This is a genomic window from Gordonia sp. ABKF26, assembly GCF_041103195.1.
GTDB lineage: Bacteria > Actinomycetota > Actinomycetes > Mycobacteriales > Mycobacteriaceae > Gordonia > Gordonia terrae.
Genome location: NZ_JBGCVZ010000003.1, coordinates 5270094 through 5292239, shown reverse-complemented (window position 1 = coordinate 5292239; position 22146 = coordinate 5270094). Strand labels below are relative to the sequence as shown.

Genomic DNA, 22146 nt, shown 5'->3' with positions numbered 1-22146 from the left:
TCCCCTGCCTCACCCCGAGATCGGTCACTGCTCGCGGCGCCGGGACCGGTGGACCTGTTCGAGTTCGCGCTCGACCTCCGACTTCGAGAGCGAGGCACCGGTCTTGGCCGACAGTGTCAGTGGGATCCGGGCATCGACGTGGAACGCGGTGACATGCAGGACGCCGTCGAAGGCCATCTCGAAGGTCACCGAGACCTCGCTGCCCTCGTCGTAACCGGGTGGGATGTCGGTGATCGCCCCCTCGATGAGGACCTTGGCGTCTTCGGGACGGGGAGAGGCGGCCTGTCCCTGCTGTTCCAGCACGACCAGTTCGATGCGGGACTGGTCGCGTCGCATGGTCCCGAACGACCGGCGCACCTGGACCGGCAGCGTCTGATTGCGGTGCACCAGCCAGCTGGCCTCCAGCTCACCGCTGTGACCGTTGACCGCCAGCACCCCGAACCCGCGGGAGACCACCGTGTCGACGCTGATCTCGAGCATCCGCCGGACGCTGCTGACCGGCAACGCGAACGCGTGCGCGACCCGTGTGCACGATTCGTCGAGATCGGCCTGCGCGACCCCGTCGAGTCCGCGGTCCTCGCGGAGTCGGCCGCGGGCGGCGAGGTCGGCGCGGACGAGCCGCTCGATCTCGAGCTTCTCGCCGTAGATCGCGGCGCCGCGGGCAACGGCGAGATCGGGATCGTCGATTTCGGGGGTCTTCCGCAGCGTGGCGGCGAGCTCTCGGGCGACCATCGGCATCCGCGACGAGCCGCCGACCAGCAGGACCCGGTCGACGGTGGACACCCCTCGGCGTTCGGCGGCGGCCAGGCACGACCTCGTCAGTTCGACGGTGCGGGCCAGCAGGGGGCGGGTCAGTTCCTCGAGTTCGGCACGGGTGAGCGGGATGACCGACCGGGCGCCGTCGTGAGCGACGATCACCGACGTCGAATCGGATTCGGTCAGTTCGTGTTTCGCGCGCTCGGCAGCGAGGATCAGAGTTTGTGAACCGGCCGAGTCGTCGAGCGGGTCCTCGGCATCGGGATTCTCGGCGCAGAAGGTGCGCGAGAGATGGAGCGCCAGCCGCTCGTCCCAGTCGGCACCGCCGAGTTGATGATCACCGTCGACGGCCAACACGGTGATCCGACGGTCGGCGAGTTCGATGACCGTCGCGTCGAAGGTGCCGCCGCCGAGGTCGTAGACCAGCACCGTCTCGTCGGGCGTACTCGTGGCCACGGGATCGGTGAGCCGGCTGAACCCGTAGGACAGTGCCGCGGCGATCGGTTCGGACAGGACCCCCGCGACGTCCAGGCCCGCGTACGTGCCTGCCTGGATCGTCGCGCGCCGCTCCTCGTCGCCGAAGTACGCGGGCACGGTGATCACGGCGCGGTCGACCTGCTCACCGGCGAAGGCGGCATCGGAGATCAGCGATCGGAGGATGAGCGCCGAGATCGCCGGCGCCGACCAGGTCTGGCCGTGTGCGACGAAACGCCACTGCGCGTCGCCCATCCGTCGTTTCACCAGACTGCAGACGTTCTCGGGGTCGAGCCGGGCCTGCCTGCGCGCCCCTTCGCCGACGACGTGGTCGGTGGGCGAGGTGAGCAGGACCGTCGACGGGGTGGTCGGTGCACCGGTCAGTCCGACGATCACCTCCGGGCGACCGTCGGCATCGATCTTCGCCATCGCCGAGTTGGTGGTTCCCAGGTCGATTCCGATTACGCCCACGATCGGGGATGCTAGCAGCGCAGACGGTCTCGCCGGTGTCGGTCGAGGAGCGGGCGGGTGTTGATTACGCTGGCGGAATGACGTCTCCGGAGGGCGCAGCACCCGACCGAACCGCTGGGCTCGAGCAGTTGCGGGAGCAGGTGTCCGACCTTGCACTTGTGGTGGCACGGCAGACCCGGACGATCGAACGGCTCGTCGACGCGGCCAAGCGGCCGGGTGGGTCCGCGACGGCCGACGTTCCGCTGCTGGTCGACCTGTTCGCGCTCCACACCGATGCGGCGACGTGTGTGGTCTCCGCATCGGAGGCCGACCGGCCCGCATTCGAGTTGTTGCGCGCCGGACTGGAACGGCTCATCGTCGGCCGTGGCGGTGCCGTCGTCGCCCCGCCGCCCGGTGCCGACTTCGATGCCCGCACCATGGAAGCGGTCGATGTCCGAGCGGCGACCGACACCTCGGCGGACCGCACGGTCGCCGAGCTCCTGCGTCCGGGGCTCGTCGTCGGGGAGCGGTCGGTCCGTCCCGCAGCTGTGGTGGTCTTCCGGAGCGGTCAGTCCTCGGGAGACAGTGTCCGCCAGAGGAATTCGTAGGCGAGCGCCGACTTGAACGCGGACTGCTTGTTGTCCGCGGCGCCGCCGTGGCCACCCTCGATGTTCTCGTAGTACTGCACGTCGTGTCCTGTTTCCTCCAGGCGTGCAACGAGTTTGCGTGCATGGCCGGGGTGGACCCGGTCGTCGCGCGTCGAGGTGGTCACCAGGATGGGCGGATAGGTCGCCTCGGCGTCGACGTTCTGGTACGGCGAGAACGGCTTCATGAACTCCCATTGCGCGGGATCGTCGGGGTCGCCGTACTCGGCCATCCACGACGCTCCGGCCAGCAGGAGGTGGTAGCGCTTCATGTCGATGAGCGGCACCTGGCACACCAGGGCGCCGAACAATTCGGGGTACCGGGTCAGCATCACACCCATGAGCAACCCGCCGTTGGAACCGCCCTGCGCGCCCAGCTGCGCGGGTGTCGTCAGCCCGGTGTCGACGAGGGCGCGCGCCACCGCGGCGAAATCCTCGTAGACCTTGTGCCGCCCGGCCTTCTGGGCCTGGGTGTGCCACGACGGTCCGTACTCGCCGCCGCCGCGGATGTTGGCGATGACGTAGATCCCGCCGCGTTCGACCCAGCTCTGTCCGGCGATGGCGAGGTAGCTCGGGGTGAGGGCGTTCTCGAACCCGCCGTAGCCGTACAGGAGAGTCGGGCCGTGGGTCACGTCGCGGCGCCGCACGACGAAGTACGGGACCTGGGTGCCGTCGTCGGAGGTCGCGAAGTGCTGCTCCGCGGTCACCGAGTCGGCGTCGAAGAATGCGGGACTGCGCTTGATCACCTCGGGTGCGTGGCCGCTGTCGCCGTGCAGGAGGCTCGGCGGATCGGTGAACGACGTCGCCGACCAGAACACCTCGTCGCTCTCGTCGGGGTCGGTGTCGAGCACCGAGACGGTGGCGAGGTCGGGTAGTCCCGGCATGTCGACGCCCCGCCACGTCCCGAGCTCGCGGACCTCGACCCCGGTGTGCACGTCGTGAAGCTTCACGATGATGAGATGCGAACGCGTGTAGGCGTAGTCGACGAGACTCGTGTGCGCGTCGGGCGCGAACAGGACGGTCGCGTCCCGGTTGCCCGACCGGTAGGACTCGTAATCGAAGGCCAGCAGCGTGCCCGGGGCATGGGTCGTGCCGTCGACCTCCCACTCCGATCGCGACAGCACCAGCAGCCAGTTCATCCGCACCCCGGCGTCGGCGTCGGTGGGGACGTCGAGCAACTCGGTGGTCCCGTCGCGTAGTTCGTAGTCGAGCGAGTTGAAGAAGTCCGTGGCGCGTCCGACGAAATGACGCTCGAATCCCGGTGTGCTGTCGTACGACGCGCGCACCGACACGTCACCGGTCTCGCCGGTGAAGACCGTCACGGCGTCCGAGAGCGGGGTGCCGCGCGTCCATCGCTTGACGACGCGGGGATAGCCGGAGTCGGTCAGCGAGCCCTGCCCGTCCGGTTGCTCGCCGAAATCCGTTCCGACGTAGACGGTGTCACGGTCGATCCAACCGACATCGGACTTGTTCTCGGGCAGGACGAATCCGTCGGTCACCCAGGTGCGGGACGGGATGTCGAACTCGCGGACGACGGTGGCGTCGGCGCCACCCCGCGAGAGGGAGATCAGCGCGCGCTCGTACTCGGGACGCAGCGCGGTCGCACCGGCCCATACCCAGTTCTCGTCCTCGTCGCGGGCGAGTTGATCGACGTCGATGAGGACATCCCAGTCGGGGGCATCGGTGACATAGGAGTCGTACGTGGTCCGGCGCCAGAGTCCGCGCGGGTTGGTCGCGTCGCGCCAGAAGTTGTAGAGATACTCCCCACGCCGCCGTGCGTAGGGGATGCGGTCGTCGGTGTCGAGGGCCGCCAGCGTCGCGGCCTCCAGCTCGCGGAACCGTTCCGAGGCGGTCAGCGCCGCGACCGTGGGCTCGTTGTGCGCGCGCACCCACGACAGAGCCTCGTCGCCGGTGACCTCCTCCAGCCACAGGTACGGATCGTCGTCGGGTGTGGTGTCGGTGGACGCAGTGCCGTGGTCGCCGTGCTCGGTCATGGCGTCCAAACTACGCGGGCGGGCCGGACCGGTTGATCCCCGCGCGGCGCCGACCCCGGCAAAACGCCTCCTCGGGCCGTTGTCTCCGGGGTATCGTGGCGCAGCGACGTCGAGGAGACCCCCATGGCCACTGCCCATTCCGTTCCCGTCCGCTGTCCCGGCCATGAGCCGCCCCGGGCGTCGAGATGGGGTCGTCTCTCGATGGCCACCTGCTCCGCGGTCGCGGTGATCGCTCTCGTCGCCGCCTGCGACAGCGGGTCGTCGGGAACCGGTGCGCCACCGTCGGGCTCGTCGCCGGCCAATCCGAACTCCGTCGCCGCCGAGCCGCTGCCGGCCGATGCCGTCGACAAGGCGGTCGGACAGCTCGACGACCTCGTCAACTCGATGATGGAGTCGACGAAGATCCCCGGGGTGGCCGTGGCCGTGGTGTCGGGTGGGGAGACGAAGTACGCCAAGGGGTTCGGCGTGAAGGACATCACCACCGGTGACGCGGTCGACGCGAACACCGTCTTCCAGCTCGCGTCGGTGTCGAAGTCGGTCGGATCGACGGTGGTCGCGGCAGCCGTCACCGACAAGACGGTCACCTGGGAGATGCCGATCGTGGAATCGCTGCCCTGGTTCGCGCTCGCCGAACCGTATGTCACCCGCACGGTCACGGTCGGCGACATGTACTCCCACCGGTCCGGCCTCCCGGACCATGCTGGCGACAAACTCGAGGACATGGGTTACTCGCGCGACGAGATCCTGCAGCGCATGCGCTTCATGCCGCTCGATCCGTTCCGGATCAGCTACGCCTACACCAACTTCGGGGTGACGGCCGGTGGCGAGGCGGTGGCGGTGAAGGCCGGGACGGACTGGGCGACGCTGTCTCAGGACCTCATCTACGGCCCGCTGGGCATGACCAGCACCAGCTCGCGATACGTCGACTTCGAGCGCCGGGCGGACCGCGCGGTCGGGCACATCAAGGAAGACGACAAGTGGGTCAAGACCCCGATCCCGCGTGAACCCGACGCCCAGTCACCCGCGGGCGGCGTCAGTTCGACCGTGAGCGACATGGCGATCTGGCTGAAGATGGTGCTGGCCCAGGGCAAGCACAACGGACAGGAGGTCGTGGCACCCGACGCCCTGCTCCCGGCGGTCTCACCGCAGGTTGTGTCCAATCCGCCCCAGACGCCCGACTCCCGCGCCGGTTCGTACGGCTACGGCTTCAACGTCGGGGTCACCGAGGACGCGCGGACGCAGTTCAACCACGCCGGGGCCTTCGCCTCGGGCGCCGGAACGGTGTTCTCGATCCTGCCGTCCGGCGACACCGCCATCGTGGTCCTCTCCAACGCCGCGCCCCTCGGTGCGGTCGACGCGATCGCCGCCGAGTTCATGGACCTCGTGCAGTTCGGTGAGATCCGCAACGACTGGCGTGATCTCTACGCCAAGGCCTATGCCCCCTTGAGCGTGCCGAGCGGCGAACTGGTCGGCAAGCAGCCGCCGTCGAATCCCGCTCCGCCGCAGCCGCTGCCGTCGTATGTGGGCACGTACGCGAATCCGGTGTACGGACCGGCGGAGGTCGTCGAGCGGGATGGGAAGCTCGTCCTGGAGATGGGCCCGGGCGGGGTGCGCAAGCACGAGCTCGCCCACTGGGACGGCAACACCTTCACCTTCAGGCTTCTCAACGAGAACGCCGAGCCGGGTTCGATCTCGCAGGTCACCTTCGACGGACCGCGGATGACGATCGAGTACTACGACGACGAGGAGAGCAACGGCGAATTCATCCGCCGGTGATGTTCAGCGCCCGGTCTTGCCGTCGATGCGTTCGCGGATGATGTCCAGGTGCCCCGCGTGACGAGCGGTCTCCTCGATCAGGTGGGTCAGCGCCCACCTCATGGAGGGTGACGAGCGTCGTCCGCTCGCTCGCGGCGCAGGTGCGGCGAGATCGGTGTAGGACTCGATGACCGCGCCGACTTCGGATACCGCACGGCGATAGGCGTCCTGGACCGATGCCACGGTGTCGGTGTCCGGGCAGGTGAACGTCGCCTGCCAGTCGTCGGCGTCCTCGCCGAGGAAGAAGAACCGTTCCACGAACGTCAGGTGCCGGACCAGGCCGAGGAGGCTGGTGCCCGACGGAACGGCGGGCGCACGAGCGTCGTCTTCGGCGACGCCGTCGAGTTTGGCCACCGCCGACGCCCGCAGATAGTCGAGGAAACCGACGAGCACCTCCTTCTCCGAAGCGCCGGTCGCCGGTGGCGGGGTGTCCTTGCGGCGGCGAGGAGGCATGGGCACCACCCTAACGGCCGGCAGTCACCGGGTCGGGGACTTCGCCGGCCCGGATCGGGCATCGGGTGTGCGAGTAGATCGTCGGCATGCAGAGGTTGCAGTGGATGCACTTCGATGTCGTCGTGGGGTCGGCGGCCAGGCGCAGCGGAAGGTCGGGTTCACGCAACAGAGCGCGGCCCATGGCCACGAAATCGAAACCCTCGGCGAGAGCGAGGTCCATCGAGGCCCGGTCGGTGACGCCGCCCAGGAGGATCAGCGGCAGATCGACGGCCTTGCGGAGCTCACGCGCAAGGGGCAGCAGGTAGGCGTCGTGATAGCGGTAGTGCTTCAGGAAGATCGGCGCGAACGCCTTGAGGCCGTACTTCATCGCGCCGGAGAAGGCGTCGGCGAACTCCTTGCGCGGCGCCTCGCCGTGGAACAGGTACATCGGGTTGAGAAGTGAACTCCCCGCGGTGGGTTCGATGGCGTCGAGGTGACCGTCGGACTCCAGCAACTGCGCCACCCGGCACGCCTCGTCGACGTTGAAACCGCTCAACCTGGACCGGCCGCGCGCCCGCGCCGCGGGAGAGCGCTCGAGGTCGACCCGGCCGACGCCGTCGAAGGTGTTCAGTTTGACCCAGATCGCCGCCTCGTCGCCGACCTCGTCGCGCACGGTCTCGACCACCTCGCGTGCGATACGTGCGCGGTTGACGAGGCTCCCGCCGTAGGCGTCGCGACGACGGTTCAGCAGGGGAGACAGGAAGCTGGAGATGAGATAGTTGTGGCCGCAATGGATCTCGAGCCCGTCGAAGCCGGAGTCCACCGCGAGCCGGGCGGCCCGGCGGAACGTGGTCCGCAGGTCGGCGATGTCGTCGACGCTGATCGCGCGGGTCACCGACATCCCCATCGGCGCGGGTATCCGTGACGGCCCGAGGGAGGGGGCCCGGTTCGACGCCGAGTTCGCGACCGCGCCCGCGTGTCCCAGTTGGGCAGCGGCGAGCGCACCCTCGGCGTGGATGGCGTCGGTGAGTCGCTGCAGACCGGGAACCGCCTCCGGGCGCATCCAGATCTGGTGGCGGTCGGTGCGGCCCTCGGGTGAGATCGCACAGTAGGCGACGGTGCTCATGGCGACACCACCGGCCGCGACCTCGCGATGGAACTCGATGAGCTCGTCGGTCACCAATGCGTCGGGCGTCATCCCCTCGAAGGTGGCGCATTTGATCAGCCGGTTCCGCAGCTGCAACGGGCCCAGCCGGGCGGGGCTGAACGGTCCGGTGGTGGCGCTGTCCACGACAGGTCCTCTCACTCGTGTCTAGGTGGCGGGGGCGGTCAGTCCGGCGGTGACGAAGCCGGCCAGGGCCGTCACCGCGGGGGTGCTCAACGTCTCGGTGCCGCCGAACCGCAGGAGGATGAGCTGGAAGGCGAGGGCCCAGCGCCGGCGCGCCTCGCTCGCGGTCAGGCCGGGGACGGCCTCGGCGAGCATGTCCGCGAAGGGGTCGAGATCGAACCAGTGCGACGTCCAGCTCGCACCGGGATGGGCGAACACGAACCGGGCGAGCAGCCGTAGGTGCAGGTGTCCGGTCGGGGCGGCCTGCAGGTCGACGAAAGGGGCCACCACCACGTCGACGACCTGAGAGATCGGCGTGCCGGCCGGGTCGAGTGAGGCGAGCGGGTCGGCCCACAGCGGACCGAGCCGGGACTGCAGCAGCGCGATGGTGAGGTCGTCCTTGGTGCCGAAGTGATAGTGCACCGCGGCCGGGTTGGCGTCGGCGGCCGCGCAGATCGCCCGGACGGACACCTTGTCGTATCCGTCGGCGAGGAAGAGACGTTCGGCGACGGCCAGCAGGGCGTCGCGCGTGGGCATCGCCGTCGAACCGCGACGCCCGGCACCACGTTCATCTCGGGTGGTCTGGGTCACACGAGCAGCAAAGCACAGTTCAGTCGGTGTTTCAATCAGTGATTGAAATCAGAGGACTGCTACCGGCGAGTAGTGGGACACTCTGCGGCGACGGTCGGACGCGACGTAGGCTGACTGTCGTGGCTGAACACTTTCAAACAGTTGTATTGGGTGCAGGTCCAGGTGGGTACGTAGCCGCGATCCGGTCGGCTCAGCTGGGCATGAAAACCGCCGTCATCGAGGAGAAGTACTGGGGCGGTGTGTGTCTGAACGTCGGATGTATCCCGTCCAAGGCACTGCTGCGCAACGCCGAACTCGCGCACATCTTCAATCATCAGGCCAAGACCTTCGGCATCAGCGGCGACGTCTCCTTCGACTTCGGAGCAGCATTCGACCGCAGCCGCAAGGTCTCGGAGGGCATCGTCAAGGGTGTCCACTACCTGATGAAGAAGAACAAGATCACCGAGATCGACGGATACGGCGTGTTCACCGACGCCAAGACGATCACGGTGGGCGATCGCGAGATCACCTTCGACAATGTCATCATCGACACCGGGTCGACCGTCAAGCTGCTCCCCGGCGTCGAACTGTCGGACAACGTGGTCACCTACGAGGACCAGATCCTCACCCGTGAACTGCCCGACTCCATCGTCATCGTCGGCGCGGGCGCCATCGGCATGGAATTCGGCTACGTCATGGCCAACTACGGCGTGGACGTCACCATCGTCGAGTTCCTCGACCGAGTGCTGCCCAACGAGGACGCCGACTCCTCCAAGGCGCTCGCCAAGGAGTACAAGAAGCTCGGCATCAAGCTGCTCACCGGCACCCGTGTGCAGTCGGTGACCGACAACGGCGACAGCGTGACCGTCACCTACACCGACGCCAAGGACAAGGACGGCGAGCTCACCGTCGACAAGGTCCTCATGTCGGTCGGTTTCGCCCCGCGCGTCGAGGGCTTCGGCCTCGAGAAGACCGGCGTCGAACTCACCGACCGCGGCGCCATCGCGATCGACGACTACATGCGGACCAACGTCGAGGGCATCTACGCCATCGGTGACGTCACCGCCAAGCTGCAGCTCGCCCACGTCGCCGAGGCGCAGGGTGTGGTGGCCGCGGAGACCATGGCCCGCGTCGAGACCATGACCCTCGGGGACTACCGGTTCATGCCGCGCGCGACGTTCAGCCAGCCCCAGGTCGCGTCCTTCGGACTCACCGAGGCGCAGGCCAAGGACGAGGGCTACAACGTGAAGGCGACGACCTTCCCGTTCTCGGCCAACGGCAAGGCGCAGGGACTCGGCGAGACGGCGGGCTTCGTGAAGCTGCTCACCAACGCCGACACCGACGAACTCCTCGGCGGACACCTCGTGGGCGACAACGTCTCCGAGATGCTCCCGGAGATGACGCTGGCCCACAAGTGGGACCTCACCGCCAAGGAACTCGCCCGCAACGTGCACACCCACCCGACCCTGTCGGAGGCACTCCAGGAGACGTTCCACGGCGCGATCGGGCACATGATCAACCTGTAGGCGAGTGAGTGCCGCCGAACGTGTCCGCGAGTGGACACCCCCGTGGCCGCTGGACATCGGGGCGACGGTCGGCCTGCACCGGCGCGGTGCGGGCGACCCCGCCTTCGTCTACGGACGAGACAGGTCGGTGTGGCGGGCGGCGTACACGCCCGACGGGCCGGGCACGCTGACCGTTCGCTCCGATGGCACGACCGTCACCGGACGCGCCTGGGGGCCGGGGGCGGACTGGCTGCTCGAGCAGATGCCCGATTTCCTCGGGGCGAGCGACGATCCGGACGCGCTGGTCCCACGTCACCCCGTGGTGAGCGAACTCGTCCGTCGCACCGAGGGATTGCGCCTCGGGCGCACCGATCGTGTGTGGGAGGCCTTGGTGCCCGCGATCCTCGAACAGAAGGTCGTGGGCGCCGAGGCGTTCCGCGCATGGCGGTATCTGTTGCGCCGCTTCGGTACTCCCGCGCCCGGGCCGGTTCCGGAGACGATGAGGGTGCCACCGCCCCGAGCGGAGTGGACCCGCATCCCGAGTTGGGAGTGGCACCGCAGCGGCATCGAACCGGTCCGGATGCGGACGATCCGCGGGGCGACCGCCCTCGATGTCGAACGCCATGCGGCCAAGCTCACCGTGCTACGCGGCGTCGGGCGATGGACCGAGGCCGAGACGCTCTCGCGGGCGCTCGGCGACCCCGACGTCGTCAACGTCGGCGACTACCACATCCCGAAGCTGGTGGGGCTCACGCTGATCGGCGAGGCCGTCGACGACGCGGGCATGCTCGAGTTGCTCGAACCCTATGCGGGACAGCGACAGCGCATCATCCGGATGGTCACGCGGGGCGGCGTTCGTCCCGAGCGTCGCGGACCGCGGATGACCATCCGCGACTACCGGTCGTTCTGAAGGGGTCGGGCCCCTACGATCCCGTCTTGCGTGCCAGCACGAATTGCCCCTGGCCGGTGACGGTCTGCTCGACGTCGTCCACTCCGGCGCGACGGAGGCGCTCGACGATCTCGTGGTCGTCGAAGATCCGGTACCCGCTCGCTCCGGCGAGTGGCCGGACACCCGGGAGTGAGGTGAGCGGGGTGGCCACGGAGGTGAAGACCACGATCTCGCCACCGGGCGCGGTCACTCGCACCAATTCGTCGACTACTGGTAGGGGATCGGGGATCAGGTAGAGCGCGGCCAGGCAGGTGACCACGTCGAAGGTGTTGTCGGCGAACGGCAGTGCGTGGGCGTCACCGCGCAGGAACGCGGCCCGCCCCACGGCGTTGGTCTGCGCGGCCCGCGCCAGCATGGGTGCGGAGAAGTCCACGCCGATGCACCGACCGTCGCCGGTGAGGCCGTCGGCGATCTCTCGCGTGTAATTGCCGGGCCCACAGGCGACATCGAGCACCAGGCGGTCGCCGGGGCGGGCGAGGTAGGCGCGCAGCGCGCGATCGAAGTCGGCGGTGGACCGGCCGCCCAGACTGAAGAGCCGCGTGAAAGTCGGTCGCCACAGGTGTTCGTAGATCTCGGCGAAGTACTCGTTGCGCATCAGCCGCTGCGCGATCGACTCCATCTCAGGAGCGGGTGTCGCGCTGGATGCGCAGCGTGTGGATGGTGGTTGCGAGACTGTCGTACTGGCCGACGAGCAAGGTGAAACCGATGAGCTTTCGGTCGTCGAGGTGCCGGGACAACGCCTGCCAGGCGATGTCGGAGACGTCCTTTGTCTCGACGAGTTCGTCGACGGCCCGCAGGATGGCGCGTTCGCGATCGCCCCACCCGGCGTCGGGACCCTCCAGGATGCGGTCGAACTCGTCCGCGGTGATCCCGGCCCGACGGCCGAGGCGTCGGTGATGATCGAGTTCGTAGTCGCATTTCCGAAGGTGCGCCACCCGGATGATCACCATCTCGGAGTCCTTGCGCGGCAACACTCCGAACGGCATGAGTCGGCTGCTGAAGTGGAGCCAGCCGCGGAACAGTCCCTTCGCGCGGCCGAGCGTGGAGAAGATGTGCGCGTCGTCCACACCGATCGTGCGCGCGGCTCCCCGTGCGAAGACGAAATTGACCGGCCCTAGCTCCCGGAAACCACCCGGTGCGACGCGAGGTGTGCCCATGGCCCCACGGTAGACTACGCGGACTATGACGCACAGCACACGGACGTTCACCAGTGTCGACGAACTCAAGGCCGCGATCGGCGAGGATCTGGGGTCGGGCGAGTGGCTCGAGATCACCCAGGAACGGGTCGACGCCTTCGCCGATGCGACCGGCGATCACCAGTGGATTCACGTCGATCCCGAGCGTGCGAAGTCCGGTCCGTTCGGGACGACCATCGCGCACGGGTACCTGACGGTGTCGCTGCTGCCGATGATCGCCGGCAAGATCTTCACCGTCGAGGGTCCCAAGTTGGTCCTCAACTACGGGATGAACAAGTTGCGCTTCCCGAATCCGGTGAAGGTCGGCGCCCGTATCCGGTCCAACGCGGTGATCACCTCGATCGAGGAGACGCCCAAGGGCGTGAACATGGTTGTCACCAACACGGTGGAGATCGAGGGGGAGGCCAAACCCGCCTGCGTCGCCGAGAATCTCCGCGTCCTCGTCTTCTGACCCGGCGCAGAAAGTCTCGGCGCTCAGCGGCGGCACTCGTTGACGGCCGGTTCGCCACGAAGTCGACGATCGAGCCAGTCGAGAGCGACCGGGAAGCCGAGTAGCGCCGCGGCGACGTGTTCACCGAAGATCTCGCGGTAGGCCGCGGTGGCGCCGTGCGCACACTGCTCGCGATAGAGCGCCCGGGCGCCGGCGGCAGGTATCCACCACTCGTGGGTGCCGTGGTAGATCAGCAGCGGAATCGCGGACACGCGATCGGCCATCCGGGTCAGCCGGTAGATGCGTTCGGCGGTCGGCGACCGGAACGGATCGGGGTCGTCGGACAGCACCTGCATCGGTAGGAAGGTCCCTCCGGCGATCGCCTCGGGGATGACGCACACGTTTTTCAACGGCGACGAGGCCAGCCATCGCGCCGGCCGGTTGGCCAGGGCCAGGATTTCCGGATGTTCGCGCACGATACCGAAAGTGGCGGCATGGAACAGGCCGGACGCCAGGTTTGCGTTCATGCTCCCGACGAGCATGCGGAAGTCGGCCGGGACACCGCCGAGTGCCGCCCCGACGACCTGCTCGGTGAGTTCGGGGGCATAGTTGCCCAACAGTTTCGACGCTCCGTGTGTGGCGATGGCGCCGCCGGAGTATCCGGTCATCGCTATCCGACTGTCGCGCAGCGTGTCCGGTCGCACCCGAACGGCAGCGCGGATGGCGTCGAGCGTCACGTGGCCGGCGAGTACCGGTTCGGCGTAGGCCATCCGGGGACCCTGGTGGTCGGGCACGAGAACCGCAAAGCCCTGGTCCAGGGCGAGCTGGGTGGCCGGCGGGATGAGGTCCGTGACCCCGGTCGCAATGGAGAACCCGTGCGCGAGTGTGTATCCGGGCGTACAGGCGGCGCCGAGGGAATCGATCGGGAGGTTGTTCACCAGCATCGGCATCGATGCGTCGACCGCCCGTCGCGGGATCAGCAGGGTCGCCGTGCCGTAGATCGGTGCCCCGACGGCATCGGTGCTCCGGAACTTGATCAGTGTCGCCGATCGGAGCGGTACCGTCACCACCACGGGACCGGCGGCCGCGGTGACGTCGCGGGTGGCGATCACGTCGCCCGGCGCGCGGCCGAGCAGATCCACCGGCCAGCGGTCGAACATCGGGTCCCCGGTGGGCGAGGGCAGGATCGATTCGAGCAATTCGAGTGTGCGGTGGTCGAATCCGCCGGCCCGCGCACGCGGTGGGATGACGCCGAGTCGGGGAATCGGCGGCGGGGGCACCGCCTCGTCGATCGCCCCGACGACAGGCGGCGGCAACGGCATCATGTTCGGTGGGTCGGCGGCCGCGCGTCCGACATGCGACGAAGCGAGGACGGCGGCGAGCAGGACGCCGACCGTCCACACCGATCGGTGCCGGAGCGGTGACCCGCGGCGGTGTGAGGTAGTCGCCATGACGGTGCCTCCGCTTCACGGGCGCCCCGATGCGCCCGCCACCTCGTGACGGTAGGACGCGCGACCGGGCCCGGGCGCCCAACGCGTATCGATGGTCGCCACACCGAGACGCAACCGTGATATCAGGTGCCCAAGGAGTATTCGCGTGTCGCCCGACCGGACTACACGTGCGATCGCCTGCGCCATCGGCACGGCGTGTGCGCCCCGCGCCATCTAGCATTGGCCCACAGGTGATCGCGATTCGAGTCGTCAGATGTGCTGCCGGGGGGCGGGGACTCGACGGTCACCGATGTGAGACGGGAGATCGGCGATGCCGATAAGGGGAGTTCGACGATCGGTTCGACGGGCAGCGATCGCAATCACGGCGGTGGCAGCCGCGGTGGCTCTCGTCGCGGGTCCGACCGGGACGAGCGGGACGGCCGACGCCGAACCGCCCAACCTCACCTCGGTCCCGTCGCAGCTACCAAAGGACATCGACGCGGTGATCCCGCCGCCGCCGGTCAAGAAGTTGTCACGCATCCCGGAACGGTCCCGTATCCCGGGCGCCTCGCAGGAACTGCAAGAACTCCGCGAAGCGCTCATGCCGTCGCCGAGCGGAGACCGATTCTTCGATCACTGGCCGGCGGGGCTGGGTGCGCGGACCCCCGGGGAGATCCTGTCCACACGGTCGGTGACGCGCGTGGCGCAGCCGCTCGTCTTCGTCCCGCTGCGGTCGGCGCGGCAGGTCAAGTTCCGGACAACCGACGCGAACGACGCACCGATGTTCGGCACCGCGACCCTCCTGGTGCCGGCCAAGGCGTGGACCGGGCGGGGAGCCCGGCCCGTCCTGATCAACAATTCGCCGATCGTCGCGTTGGGTACCAGGTGCACGACAGGGTTCACCTACGCGCACGGTTTCACCAACAACACGAACGAGACCGATCTGATCCCGCCGTTCACCCAGCTCGCACTCGATCGCGGTTATGCGGTGCTCGTGCCCGATCACACGGGGCCCCGGATGGCGTACGCCGAGCCGTATGTCGCGGCACACGTGATCCTCGACTCGGTCCGCGCGGCCGCAGACCTCGACCCGACGAACTTCGCGTACGGACCCATCGCGATGGTCGGCTACTCCGGCGGGGCGATCGCCACCCACGGAGCGGCCAAGCTCGCCGCCGGATATGCACCCGACATCGCCGGCCGTTTCGTGGGAGCGGCCATCGGCGGGGTTCCTGCCGACTACCGGTCGCTCGCCGGCGCCATGAATGCGAACCTGGCCTCCGGGGTCTTCCACGCCGCGATGCTCGGTATCGCGCGGGAACGGCCCGAGGTCTTGCGGATGTCGAACCATCTGGCGAGATGGCTCGCGACGTCGGAGATCCGCAACATCTGCACCGACGACATGGGCAATCTCGGCATCGCCCACCTGCCGACCCAGCTGCTGTCGACCGACCCGGATCCGTTCCACTCCGCACTTGCCGAGAAGCTGTTCGAGGTCACGGCCATGTCTGATCTCGAGGCGTCGATGCCGTTGCTGATCTACCACGGGCGCTACGAGTGGTGGGTCCCGGCTAGTCAGGCACGGGCGCTGTTCGCCCGGCAGTGTGCGCTCGGTGCCACCGCTATCTACCGCGAATACGGGGCCGAGCACGTGTCGGCGGCCGCGCTCGGCTTCCCGGACACCGCGAGATGGCTCGACGACCGGTTGCGTGGGCTGCCGGCACCGAACGGGTGCCGACGCTGATCGTGGTACGGCCCTTCGTGGCTCGTCGCTAGCGCTCCTCGCACCTCAGGGAGCAGTGGGGCAGGTCGCCAGCGCTCCTCGCACCTCAGGGAGCAGTGGGGCAGGTCGCCAGCGCTCCTCGCACCTCAGGGAGCAGTGGTTGTGTGTTTCGTTCGGATCAGGGAGCGGGACGTGTCTCGGTGAGGCTCATGTACGGCGAGACGCTGCTGGTGTGTTCGTCGATGCGCAGTGAGGCCCCCAGGGCGGGGAATGCACGCTGGGCGCAGTTGGTCCGCTCGCATACCCGGCAACCGGCACCGATCGGCGTGACATGTGCCTGCGGCCCGATCTCCAGGCCGTCGGAGTAGATGACCCGCGCGGCATGGCGTAGTTCGCAACCCATGCCGATCGCGAAGGTCTTGCCGGGTTGGCCGTAGCGAGTCGCGCGGCGTTCGACGGTTCGTGCCACCCAGAAGTAGTTGCGGCCGTCGGGCATCTCGGCGATCTGGGTGATGATCTTGCCGGGGTAGGCGAAGGTCTCGTAGACATTCCAGAGCGGGCACGTCCCGCCGCTCTGCGAGAAGTGGAAACCGGTGGCGGACTGGCGTTTCGACATGTTCCCCGCGCGGTCGACGCGAACGAACGACCAGGGGATGCCGCGTAAGTTGGGTCGCTGCAGTGTAGAGAGCCGGTGGCAGATCGTCTCGTACGAAACTGAGTAGAAGGCGGACAGTCGTTCGATGTCATACCGGAAGTCCTCTGCCGCGCCGTGGAACTGGCTGTAGGGGAGGACGACGGCCGCGGCGAAGTAGTTCGCGAGCCCGAGTAGTCCCAGCGCACGGGCGTCCTCGCTGCTGAAGTTGGCCTCGTCGACCAGTTTGTCGAGGAGGTCCTGGTACTCGAGATAGCAGAGCTCGCTCGCGAGTTTGAACGTGCGCTGGCCCGCGGAGAGAGACGCGGAGAACTCGAGGCGTCGCGCCTCGCGGTCGAACCGGTGCAGCGTGTAGTCGCCGAGGTCGACGCGTCGCACGATGCTGATGCCGTGGACGCTCTCGATGCGATTCATGATCTCGCGGCGGATGTCGGCCGAATGCATCCGCATCCGGGTCGTCATCCCCTCGGCAGCGACGTCGAGTTCGTGAATGTAGTTGCGGCGCTGATAGAAGTAGTCGCGCACCTCCTCGTGCGGCGCGCTGATGGTGCCGCGCATGCTGCGATCCCCGCGTTCGTCGGTGGCCGCCGCGAGCTGATCGGTCGCGATCCGATAGCGGCGGTGGAGGTTCACCATCGCCTGCGCCATCTCGGGGTGCGACGTGACCATCGCGCTGATCCCCTGTGCGTCGAGCGCGCCGGGGGAGGCCTCGAGATCGTCGTCGAGCAGGGCCTCCCGCAACTCGGCGACCAGACGGACGTCGTCCTGCGAGTCGAAGAACCCGGCGTCGACGCCGAAGGCCTCGGTGATCTTGGCGAGCACCGAGGCGGTGAGGGGACGCGCATCGTGCTCGATCTGATTGAGATACGACGCCGAGATCGACAGGGTCTGCGCGAGAGCGACCTGCGACAGGCCGCGCTCGGAACGCAACTGGCGTAACCGCGATCCCACATAGGTCCTGCTCATCGTCCACCTCCCGGACAGGTGCCGCCGCCCTGAGCGTCGCCCCCAGGGTACGGTGACCGCGTGCTCACCCTCCTCGGCCGATGCCGCTCGCCGGCAGCGCTGGCCGTGTCGGTCGCGGCCGTGACGCTCGGCGTCGCGGGGTGCGCAGCCGGCCCGGAGACCGCGCCGGCTCCGCGGGGACCCGCCGATCTGGTGCTGTCCGCGTCGGAGCTGCCGCCCGGGTACACCGCCGCTCCGCTGTCCGTGTCCGATCTCGTCGGGGGGAACCAGGCCGCCATCGATGCGTCCCGGTCGGCGCGTGTCACGCCCGAGTACTGTCGGCCCACGTCCGATGAGTCGCTCAACAAGCAGCTGACCGCGGACAACTCTGCTGTCCTGGCCGCTCGTGACGGCGCCACGGGGACCCTCGTCGAACTCGTCACCACCGCATCTCGCGACATCGACGCCGATCGTCTGACAACGACGGGCCGTTGCTCGCGCACCACGACGGAGATCACCACCGGGCATCTCTCGGGAAGCCGGGTGCTCACGGTGTACACCGAACTGCCCCAGCCGGATATCGACGGGGGGTTGCTGCCCGGTGAGCAGTTGCTGGTCACCCGATCCGACGTCACGACGACACTTCCCGACGGCGGCGTCCGCCGGCAGATCGGCTTCGCGGGGTACGCACTGCTCGACCGCCCGGCGTCGGGCCGGGTGACGGTGCAACTCACGGTGTCGGGCGCGCCGACCCGCGCGACCGATCCGCCGACCACGCCGGTCGAGCCGATCGATCCGGCCGCTTTCTCGGCCCTGTTCGACGTCGCTGTCGAACGAGTCACCACGCCCTGAGCCCCGCGGACCGCGATCGGCGCGGCCCCGGATCGTGTGAAGGGCGTCACTCTCGGCCACCTGACCGTTCCCGGCGTCGTGCGGACCGAGAGCGCTTCGGTACCCAGGTGCATTCCTACCCGCGAGTAGAAAATCCCAGTACGGACGTACTTTTTGGCGGGCGGGGCTTCGCGATTCACAGATCAATATTTGCAAACTTTGCACACCGATGACGAAAAATAACCCAGATTTGCAGTGCTCAAGGGTTGGACCTGCAGGTTTGTCTTGTGGCACCCTGGCTGCAGGCACTACCGACACCGAGTCCGCAGGTTCGCAAGTTTCGGCCGAGACTGACGCCGACCGCGAGTCAGCACCTTCAGGCGAGGATGTCGGTTGTCTGTCAGCAGAGAGGTTCCGGCGGCACGCCGGGCCGTCGCCCCGATCCGGCCCCCGGTCGGGACGAGCAGGACAACGAAAGCGAAGTAGCCAATGAGCAACGTCGGAAAGCCCCGTACCGCCGCAGAGATCCAGCAGGATTGGGACACCAACCCGCGCTGGAAGGGCATCAAGCGCGACTACACCGCCGAGCAGGTCGCCGAGCTCCAGGGTTCGGTCGTCGAGGAGCACACCCTCGCCCGTCGTGGCGCGGAGATCCTGTGGGACGGCGTGACCAAGGGTGACGGCAGCTACATCAACGCACTCGGCGCCCTCACCGGCAACCAGGCCGTGCAGCAGGTTCGCGCCGGCCTGAAGGCCGTGTACCTCTCGGGCTGGCAGGTCGCCGGCGACGCCAACCTCTCCGGGCACACCTACCCCGACCAGTCGCTCTACCCGGCCAACTCGGTGCCGAGCGTCGTGCGTCGCATCAACAACGCGCTGCTGCGCGCGGACGAGATCGCCCGTGTCGAGGGTGACGACTCGGTCGACAACTGGGTCGTCCCGATCGTCGCCGACGGTGAGGCCGGCTTCGGTGGCGCCCTCAACGTCTACGAGCTGCAGAAGGCCATGATCGCCGCGGGTGCCGCCGGTACCCACTGGGAGGATCAGCTCGCCTCGGAGAAGAAGTGCGGCCACCTCGGTGGCAAGGTGCTGATCCCGACCCAGCAGCACGTCCGCACCCTGAACTCGGCTCGTCTGGCCGCCGACGTCGCCGGTGTGCCCACCGTCGTCATCGCACGCACCGACGCCGAGGCTGCGACGCTGATCACCTCGGACGTCGACGACCGCGACAAGCAGTTCGTCACCGGTGAGCGCACCGCCGAGGGCTACTACCACGTGAAGAACGGCATCGAGCCGTGCATCGAGCGTGCGAAGTCCTACGCTCCCTACGCCGACATGATCTGGATGGAGACCGGCACCCCCGATCTCGAGCTGGCGCGCAAGTTCGCCGAGGCCGTCAAGAGCGAGTACCCCGACCAGCTGCTGTCCTACAACTGCAGCCCGTCGTTCAACTGGAGCAAGCACCTCGACGACAGCACCATCGCCAAGTTCCAGAACGAGCTCGGCGCCATGGGCTTCACCTTCCAGTTCATCACGCTGGCCGGCTTCCACTCGCTGAACTACGGCATGTTCGACCTGGCCTACGGCTACGCCCGCGAGCAGATGTCGGCGTTCGTCGACCTGCAGAACCGCGAGTTCAAGGCTGCCGAAGAGCGTGGCTTCACCGCCGTCAAGCACCAGCGTGAGGTCGGCGCAGGCTACTTCGACAACATCGCCACCACCGTCGACCCCAACACCTCGACCGCAGCTCTCAAGGGCTCGACCGAGGAGGGTCAGTTCCACTAGGAACCCGACCGCCTCTGGCGTGATTTGGCAAACCAGTCAGGCGGTCCGCGGCTTTCGCTGCGGGCCGCCTGTTGGCGTATCCCGGGCGTGATCAGTACCTGGGAGTCACCCCTGTTCTCGCGAAATCGGTTGTCGCCAGAACGTTTTTCTCCGAGGAGCCGACATGACAAGCCAGACGATCTCCCGCGTCGGGGTGGTGGGGGCAGGGCAGATGGGCGCCGGAATCGCCGAGGTGTGCGCGCGTGCCCACTCGGATGTGCTCGTCTACGAATTCACCCGCGAACTGGCCGCCGCCGGTCGCGATCGGGTCCTCCGATCGCTCGACCGCGGCGTCTCCAGTGGCAAACTGACCGAGCGGGAACGCGAACAGGCGTCGCTTCGACTCCGCTTCACCTCGGACCTGGGCGACTTCGCCGACCGTCAACTCGTGTGCGAGGCCGTCGTCGAGGACGAAACGGTCAAGACCGAGATCTTCACCCAACTGGACAAGGTCGTCGCCGACCCCGAGGCCGTCCTGGCGTCGAACACCTCGTCCATCCCGATCATGAAGCTGGGCATGGCAACTCAGAATGCCGCTCGTGTCATCGGCATGCACTTCTTCAACCCCGTCCCGGTTCTCCCGCTGGTCGAGGTCGTCACCACCCTGGTGACCACGCCGGCGGTCGTCGAGCGCGCCGAGACCTTCGCGCACGACGTGCTGGGCAAGCAGGTGGTCCGATCGGCCGATCGGTCCGGGTTTGTCGTGAACGCCCTGCTCGTCCCGTACCTGCTCTCGTCCATCCGGATGGTGGAGAGCGGCTTCGCGACGGTCGACGACATCGACAAGGCCATGGTCCTGGGCTGCGCCCATCCGATGGGCCCGCTCAAGCTGGCCGACCTCGTCGGACTCGATACGGTCAAGGCGATCGCCGACAAGATGTACGAGGAGTTCAAAGAGCCCCTCTACTCGCCGCCTCCGCTGCTCCTGCGCATGGTCGAGGCCGGCCGTCTGGGCAAGAAGGCCGGCCACGGCTTCCACCGATACGGGTGATCTGACCGGTCTGTCGGGGCGTACGAGTGACCTCTGTCACGAGTGTTAGCAGGATGCTTGCATTTGCTAGCACGGCGTGGATACTGGATATCGGAAACACCAATACCGATGGCGCCGCGGTTCCCCTTTTCTCGCGCGGTGTGAGCCGGATCGAATCGGCTTGCGACACCGAACGTTTCGAGGCGACAGGCGACGGAATGTTCCGACATGCGCCCGGCGAAGATGCCGAGATGAGCGAGACCGCATGTGCTGCAGCGCGATTGGTGACCCAACCCGAAGGAGTCCATTGTGACCACCACCGAACGCAACTATGCCCCCCTCTACGCCGCAGTCGGCGCAGGCGACTACGCCTTCGCGCAGGTCACCGAGAAGCTGACCGAACTGCGTGAGCGCACCGAAGCTGCTGCCGAGACCGCTCAATCGCGTTTCGATGAAGCCAAGACCCGGATCACGGATCTGCCGGAGACCGCACAGACGCGCTTCGACGAGGCCAAGACCCGCATCGGTTCGCTGTCCGAGGAGGTCCCCGGCGACCTCGAGGAGCTGCGCGGCAAGCTGACCGCCGACGAGCTCAAGCGCATCACCGATCCGTACGTGGAGAAGGCCTACGGCTTCTACACCTCGCTCGCCGAGCGCGGTGAGGCCACGCTCGAACGCCTCCGTACCAAGCCGCTCGTCCAGGAGAACCTCTCGCGTGCCGAGAAGGTCTACAACGACGCGGTCGACCTCACCGAGGATGCTCTCGGGGTCGTGTCCACCCAGACCCGCCTGGTCGGCGACCGCGCGGCGAAGCTCGCCGGCCGCGCAAGTGAGCAGGTCGAGGACGTCGCCGTCGCCATCGAAGAGGCCGGCAGCAACGTCAAGGAGCAGGCCGACGACGCGGCCAAGGAAATCGACGGCGCCGCAGGCACTGTCGAGGCCAAGGGTCGCGCCGCCAAGTCGTCGCCGGCCACGAAGGTGGCCGAGGCCAAGGACACCCCGGTTCCGGCCGTGAAGAAGACCGCCGCCAAGCGGGCGCCGGCCAAGAAGGCTCCCGTCAAGAAGCCGACCACCGCGAAGTAAGCTCTCGCGCAGTCGCATCCGCAACGCCCCCGCCCTCGGCGGGGGCGTTGTCGTGTGTCGGGGTGCCGTTGTCTCGGGGGAGGGCCCTCTGTCCCGCGGTGGTGTTTCCGTCCCGCTGATGAGATCTGATCAGCGGGAGGGAAATG

Annotated in this window: 19 protein-coding genes; 10 read left to right on the top strand and 9 right to left on the bottom strand. The window is 67.9% G+C overall.

Annotated features, from left to right (window positions below; translation table 11 throughout):
• Positions 1-24 precede the first annotated feature (24 nt).
• Positions 25-1701 carry an Hsp70 family protein gene (locus tag AB4Z55_RS24570; RefSeq protein WP_369520820.1) on the bottom strand — a complete coding sequence of 559 codons (1677 nt, stop codon included), beginning with the start codon at positions 1699-1701 and terminating at the stop codon, positions 25-27.
• Between the two features lie 77 nt (positions 1702-1778).
• Here AB4Z55_RS24570 and grpE point away from each other — a divergent pair, with 77 nt between their 5' ends.
• On the top strand, positions 1779-2288 hold the full coding sequence (gene grpE, locus AB4Z55_RS24565) for a nucleotide exchange factor GrpE (RefSeq protein WP_239403408.1): 510 nt from the start codon (positions 1779-1781) through the stop codon (positions 2286-2288).
• Here grpE and AB4Z55_RS24560 read toward each other — a convergent pair.
• Positions 2249-4318: a prolyl oligopeptidase family protein gene (locus tag AB4Z55_RS24560; protein WP_369520819.1), complete on the bottom strand. Its 2070-nt coding sequence runs from the start codon at positions 4316-4318 to the stop codon at positions 2249-2251. The two genes, grpE and AB4Z55_RS24560, sit on opposite strands and share 40 nt — an antisense overlap.
• Before the next feature lie 201 nt (positions 4319-4519).
• Here AB4Z55_RS24560 and AB4Z55_RS24555 point away from each other — a divergent pair, with 201 nt between their 5' ends.
• Positions 4520-6094, top strand: coding sequence for a serine hydrolase (locus AB4Z55_RS24555; protein ID WP_369521057.1), 1575 nt, complete (start codon positions 4520-4522; stop codon positions 6092-6094).
• Between the two features lie 3 nt (positions 6095-6097).
• On the opposite strand, the gene AB4Z55_RS24550 is transcribed toward AB4Z55_RS24555, so the two are convergent.
• Genes AB4Z55_RS24550 through AB4Z55_RS24540 form a run of 3 tightly spaced genes read right to left on the bottom strand, consistent with a single transcriptional unit; the run spans position 6098 to position 8483 of the window.
• On the bottom strand, positions 6098-6586 hold the full coding sequence (locus AB4Z55_RS24550) for a DinB family protein (RefSeq protein WP_354563316.1): 489 nt from the start codon (positions 6584-6586) through the stop codon (positions 6098-6100).
• A gap of 10 nt (positions 6587-6596) precedes the next feature.
• Entirely contained in the window at positions 6597-7856 is a 1260-nt protein-coding gene (locus tag AB4Z55_RS24545; RefSeq protein ID WP_004022732.1) for an NADH:flavin oxidoreductase, read from the bottom strand.
• Positions 7857-7877: 21 nt separating this feature from the next.
• Positions 7878-8483: a TetR/AcrR family transcriptional regulator gene (locus AB4Z55_RS24540; protein ID WP_248644574.1), complete on the bottom strand. Its 606-nt coding sequence runs from the start codon at positions 8481-8483 to the stop codon at positions 7878-7880.
• A 119-nt stretch (positions 8484-8602) separates the two neighbouring features.
• Between AB4Z55_RS24540 and lpdA the strand changes: the two genes are divergently transcribed.
• Together lpdA and AB4Z55_RS24530 are read left to right on the top strand one after the other, a co-directional pair.
• Positions 8603-9988: a dihydrolipoyl dehydrogenase gene (gene lpdA / locus AB4Z55_RS24535; protein ID WP_369520818.1), complete on the top strand. Its 1386-nt coding sequence runs from the start codon at positions 8603-8605 to the stop codon at positions 9986-9988.
• 4 nt (positions 9989-9992) lie between these two features.
• The gene (locus AB4Z55_RS24530) at positions 9993-10877 is read left to right on the top strand and encodes a DNA-3-methyladenine glycosylase (protein ID WP_248644575.1); all 885 of its coding nucleotides are present in this window, start codon (positions 9993-9995) and stop codon (positions 10875-10877) included.
• A gap of 13 nt (positions 10878-10890) precedes the next feature.
• Here the strand turns inward: AB4Z55_RS24530 and AB4Z55_RS24525 are convergent, their stop codons facing one another.
• Both AB4Z55_RS24525 and AB4Z55_RS24520 read right to left on the bottom strand, forming a co-directional pair.
• On the bottom strand, positions 10891-11535 hold the full coding sequence (locus AB4Z55_RS24525) for a methyltransferase domain-containing protein (protein WP_354563320.1): 645 nt from the start codon (positions 11533-11535) through the stop codon (positions 10891-10893).
• Position 11536: 1 nt separating this feature from the next.
• Complete coding sequence (locus AB4Z55_RS24520) at positions 11537-12073, bottom strand: carboxymuconolactone decarboxylase family protein (RefSeq protein ID WP_101822214.1); 537 nt, start codon at positions 12071-12073, stop codon at positions 11537-11539.
• 25 nt (positions 12074-12098) lie between these two features.
• Between AB4Z55_RS24520 and AB4Z55_RS24515 the strand changes: the two genes are divergently transcribed.
• Entirely contained in the window at positions 12099-12563 is a 465-nt protein-coding gene (locus tag AB4Z55_RS24515) for a MaoC family dehydratase (RefSeq protein WP_004022738.1), read from the top strand.
• A 23-nt stretch (positions 12564-12586) separates the two neighbouring features.
• Here the strand turns inward: AB4Z55_RS24515 and AB4Z55_RS24510 are convergent, their stop codons facing one another.
• Positions 12587-13993 (bottom strand): lipase family protein, encoded by a 1407-nt coding sequence (locus tag AB4Z55_RS24510; protein ID WP_369520817.1) that lies wholly within the window; start codon positions 13991-13993, stop codon positions 12587-12589.
• Between the two features lie 310 nt (positions 13994-14303).
• Between AB4Z55_RS24510 and AB4Z55_RS24505 the strand changes: the two genes are divergently transcribed.
• Positions 14304-15716, top strand: coding sequence for a lipase family protein (locus AB4Z55_RS24505; RefSeq protein ID WP_369520816.1), 1413 nt, complete (start codon positions 14304-14306; stop codon positions 15714-15716).
• A 157-nt stretch (positions 15717-15873) separates the two neighbouring features.
• Here the strand turns inward: AB4Z55_RS24505 and ramB are convergent, their stop codons facing one another.
• Positions 15874-17313: an acetate metabolism transcriptional regulator RamB gene (gene ramB, locus AB4Z55_RS24500; protein ID WP_004022741.1), complete on the bottom strand. Its 1440-nt coding sequence runs from the start codon at positions 17311-17313 to the stop codon at positions 15874-15876.
• A 60-nt stretch (positions 17314-17373) separates the two neighbouring features.
• Here ramB and AB4Z55_RS24495 point away from each other — a divergent pair, with 60 nt between their 5' ends.
• The 4 genes from AB4Z55_RS24495 to AB4Z55_RS24480 all read left to right on the top strand — a co-directional run bounded on the left by AB4Z55_RS24495 (position 17374) and on the right by AB4Z55_RS24480 (position 22000).
• On the top strand, positions 17374-18144 hold the full coding sequence (locus AB4Z55_RS24495; RefSeq protein WP_369520815.1) for a hypothetical protein: 771 nt from the start codon (positions 17374-17376) through the stop codon (positions 18142-18144).
• A 468-nt stretch (positions 18145-18612) separates the two neighbouring features.
• On the top strand, positions 18613-19908 hold the full coding sequence (aceA, locus tag AB4Z55_RS24490) for an isocitrate lyase (RefSeq protein WP_004022743.1): 1296 nt from the start codon (positions 18613-18615) through the stop codon (positions 19906-19908).
• Positions 19909-20071: 163 nt separating this feature from the next.
• Positions 20072-20938: a 3-hydroxybutyryl-CoA dehydrogenase gene (locus tag AB4Z55_RS24485; RefSeq protein ID WP_004022744.1), complete on the top strand. Its 867-nt coding sequence runs from the start codon at positions 20072-20074 to the stop codon at positions 20936-20938.
• A gap of 288 nt (positions 20939-21226) precedes the next feature.
• The gene (locus AB4Z55_RS24480; protein ID WP_004022745.1) at positions 21227-22000 is read left to right on the top strand and encodes a hypothetical protein; all 774 of its coding nucleotides are present in this window, start codon (positions 21227-21229) and stop codon (positions 21998-22000) included.
• Positions 22001-22146: the final 146 nt, after the last annotated feature.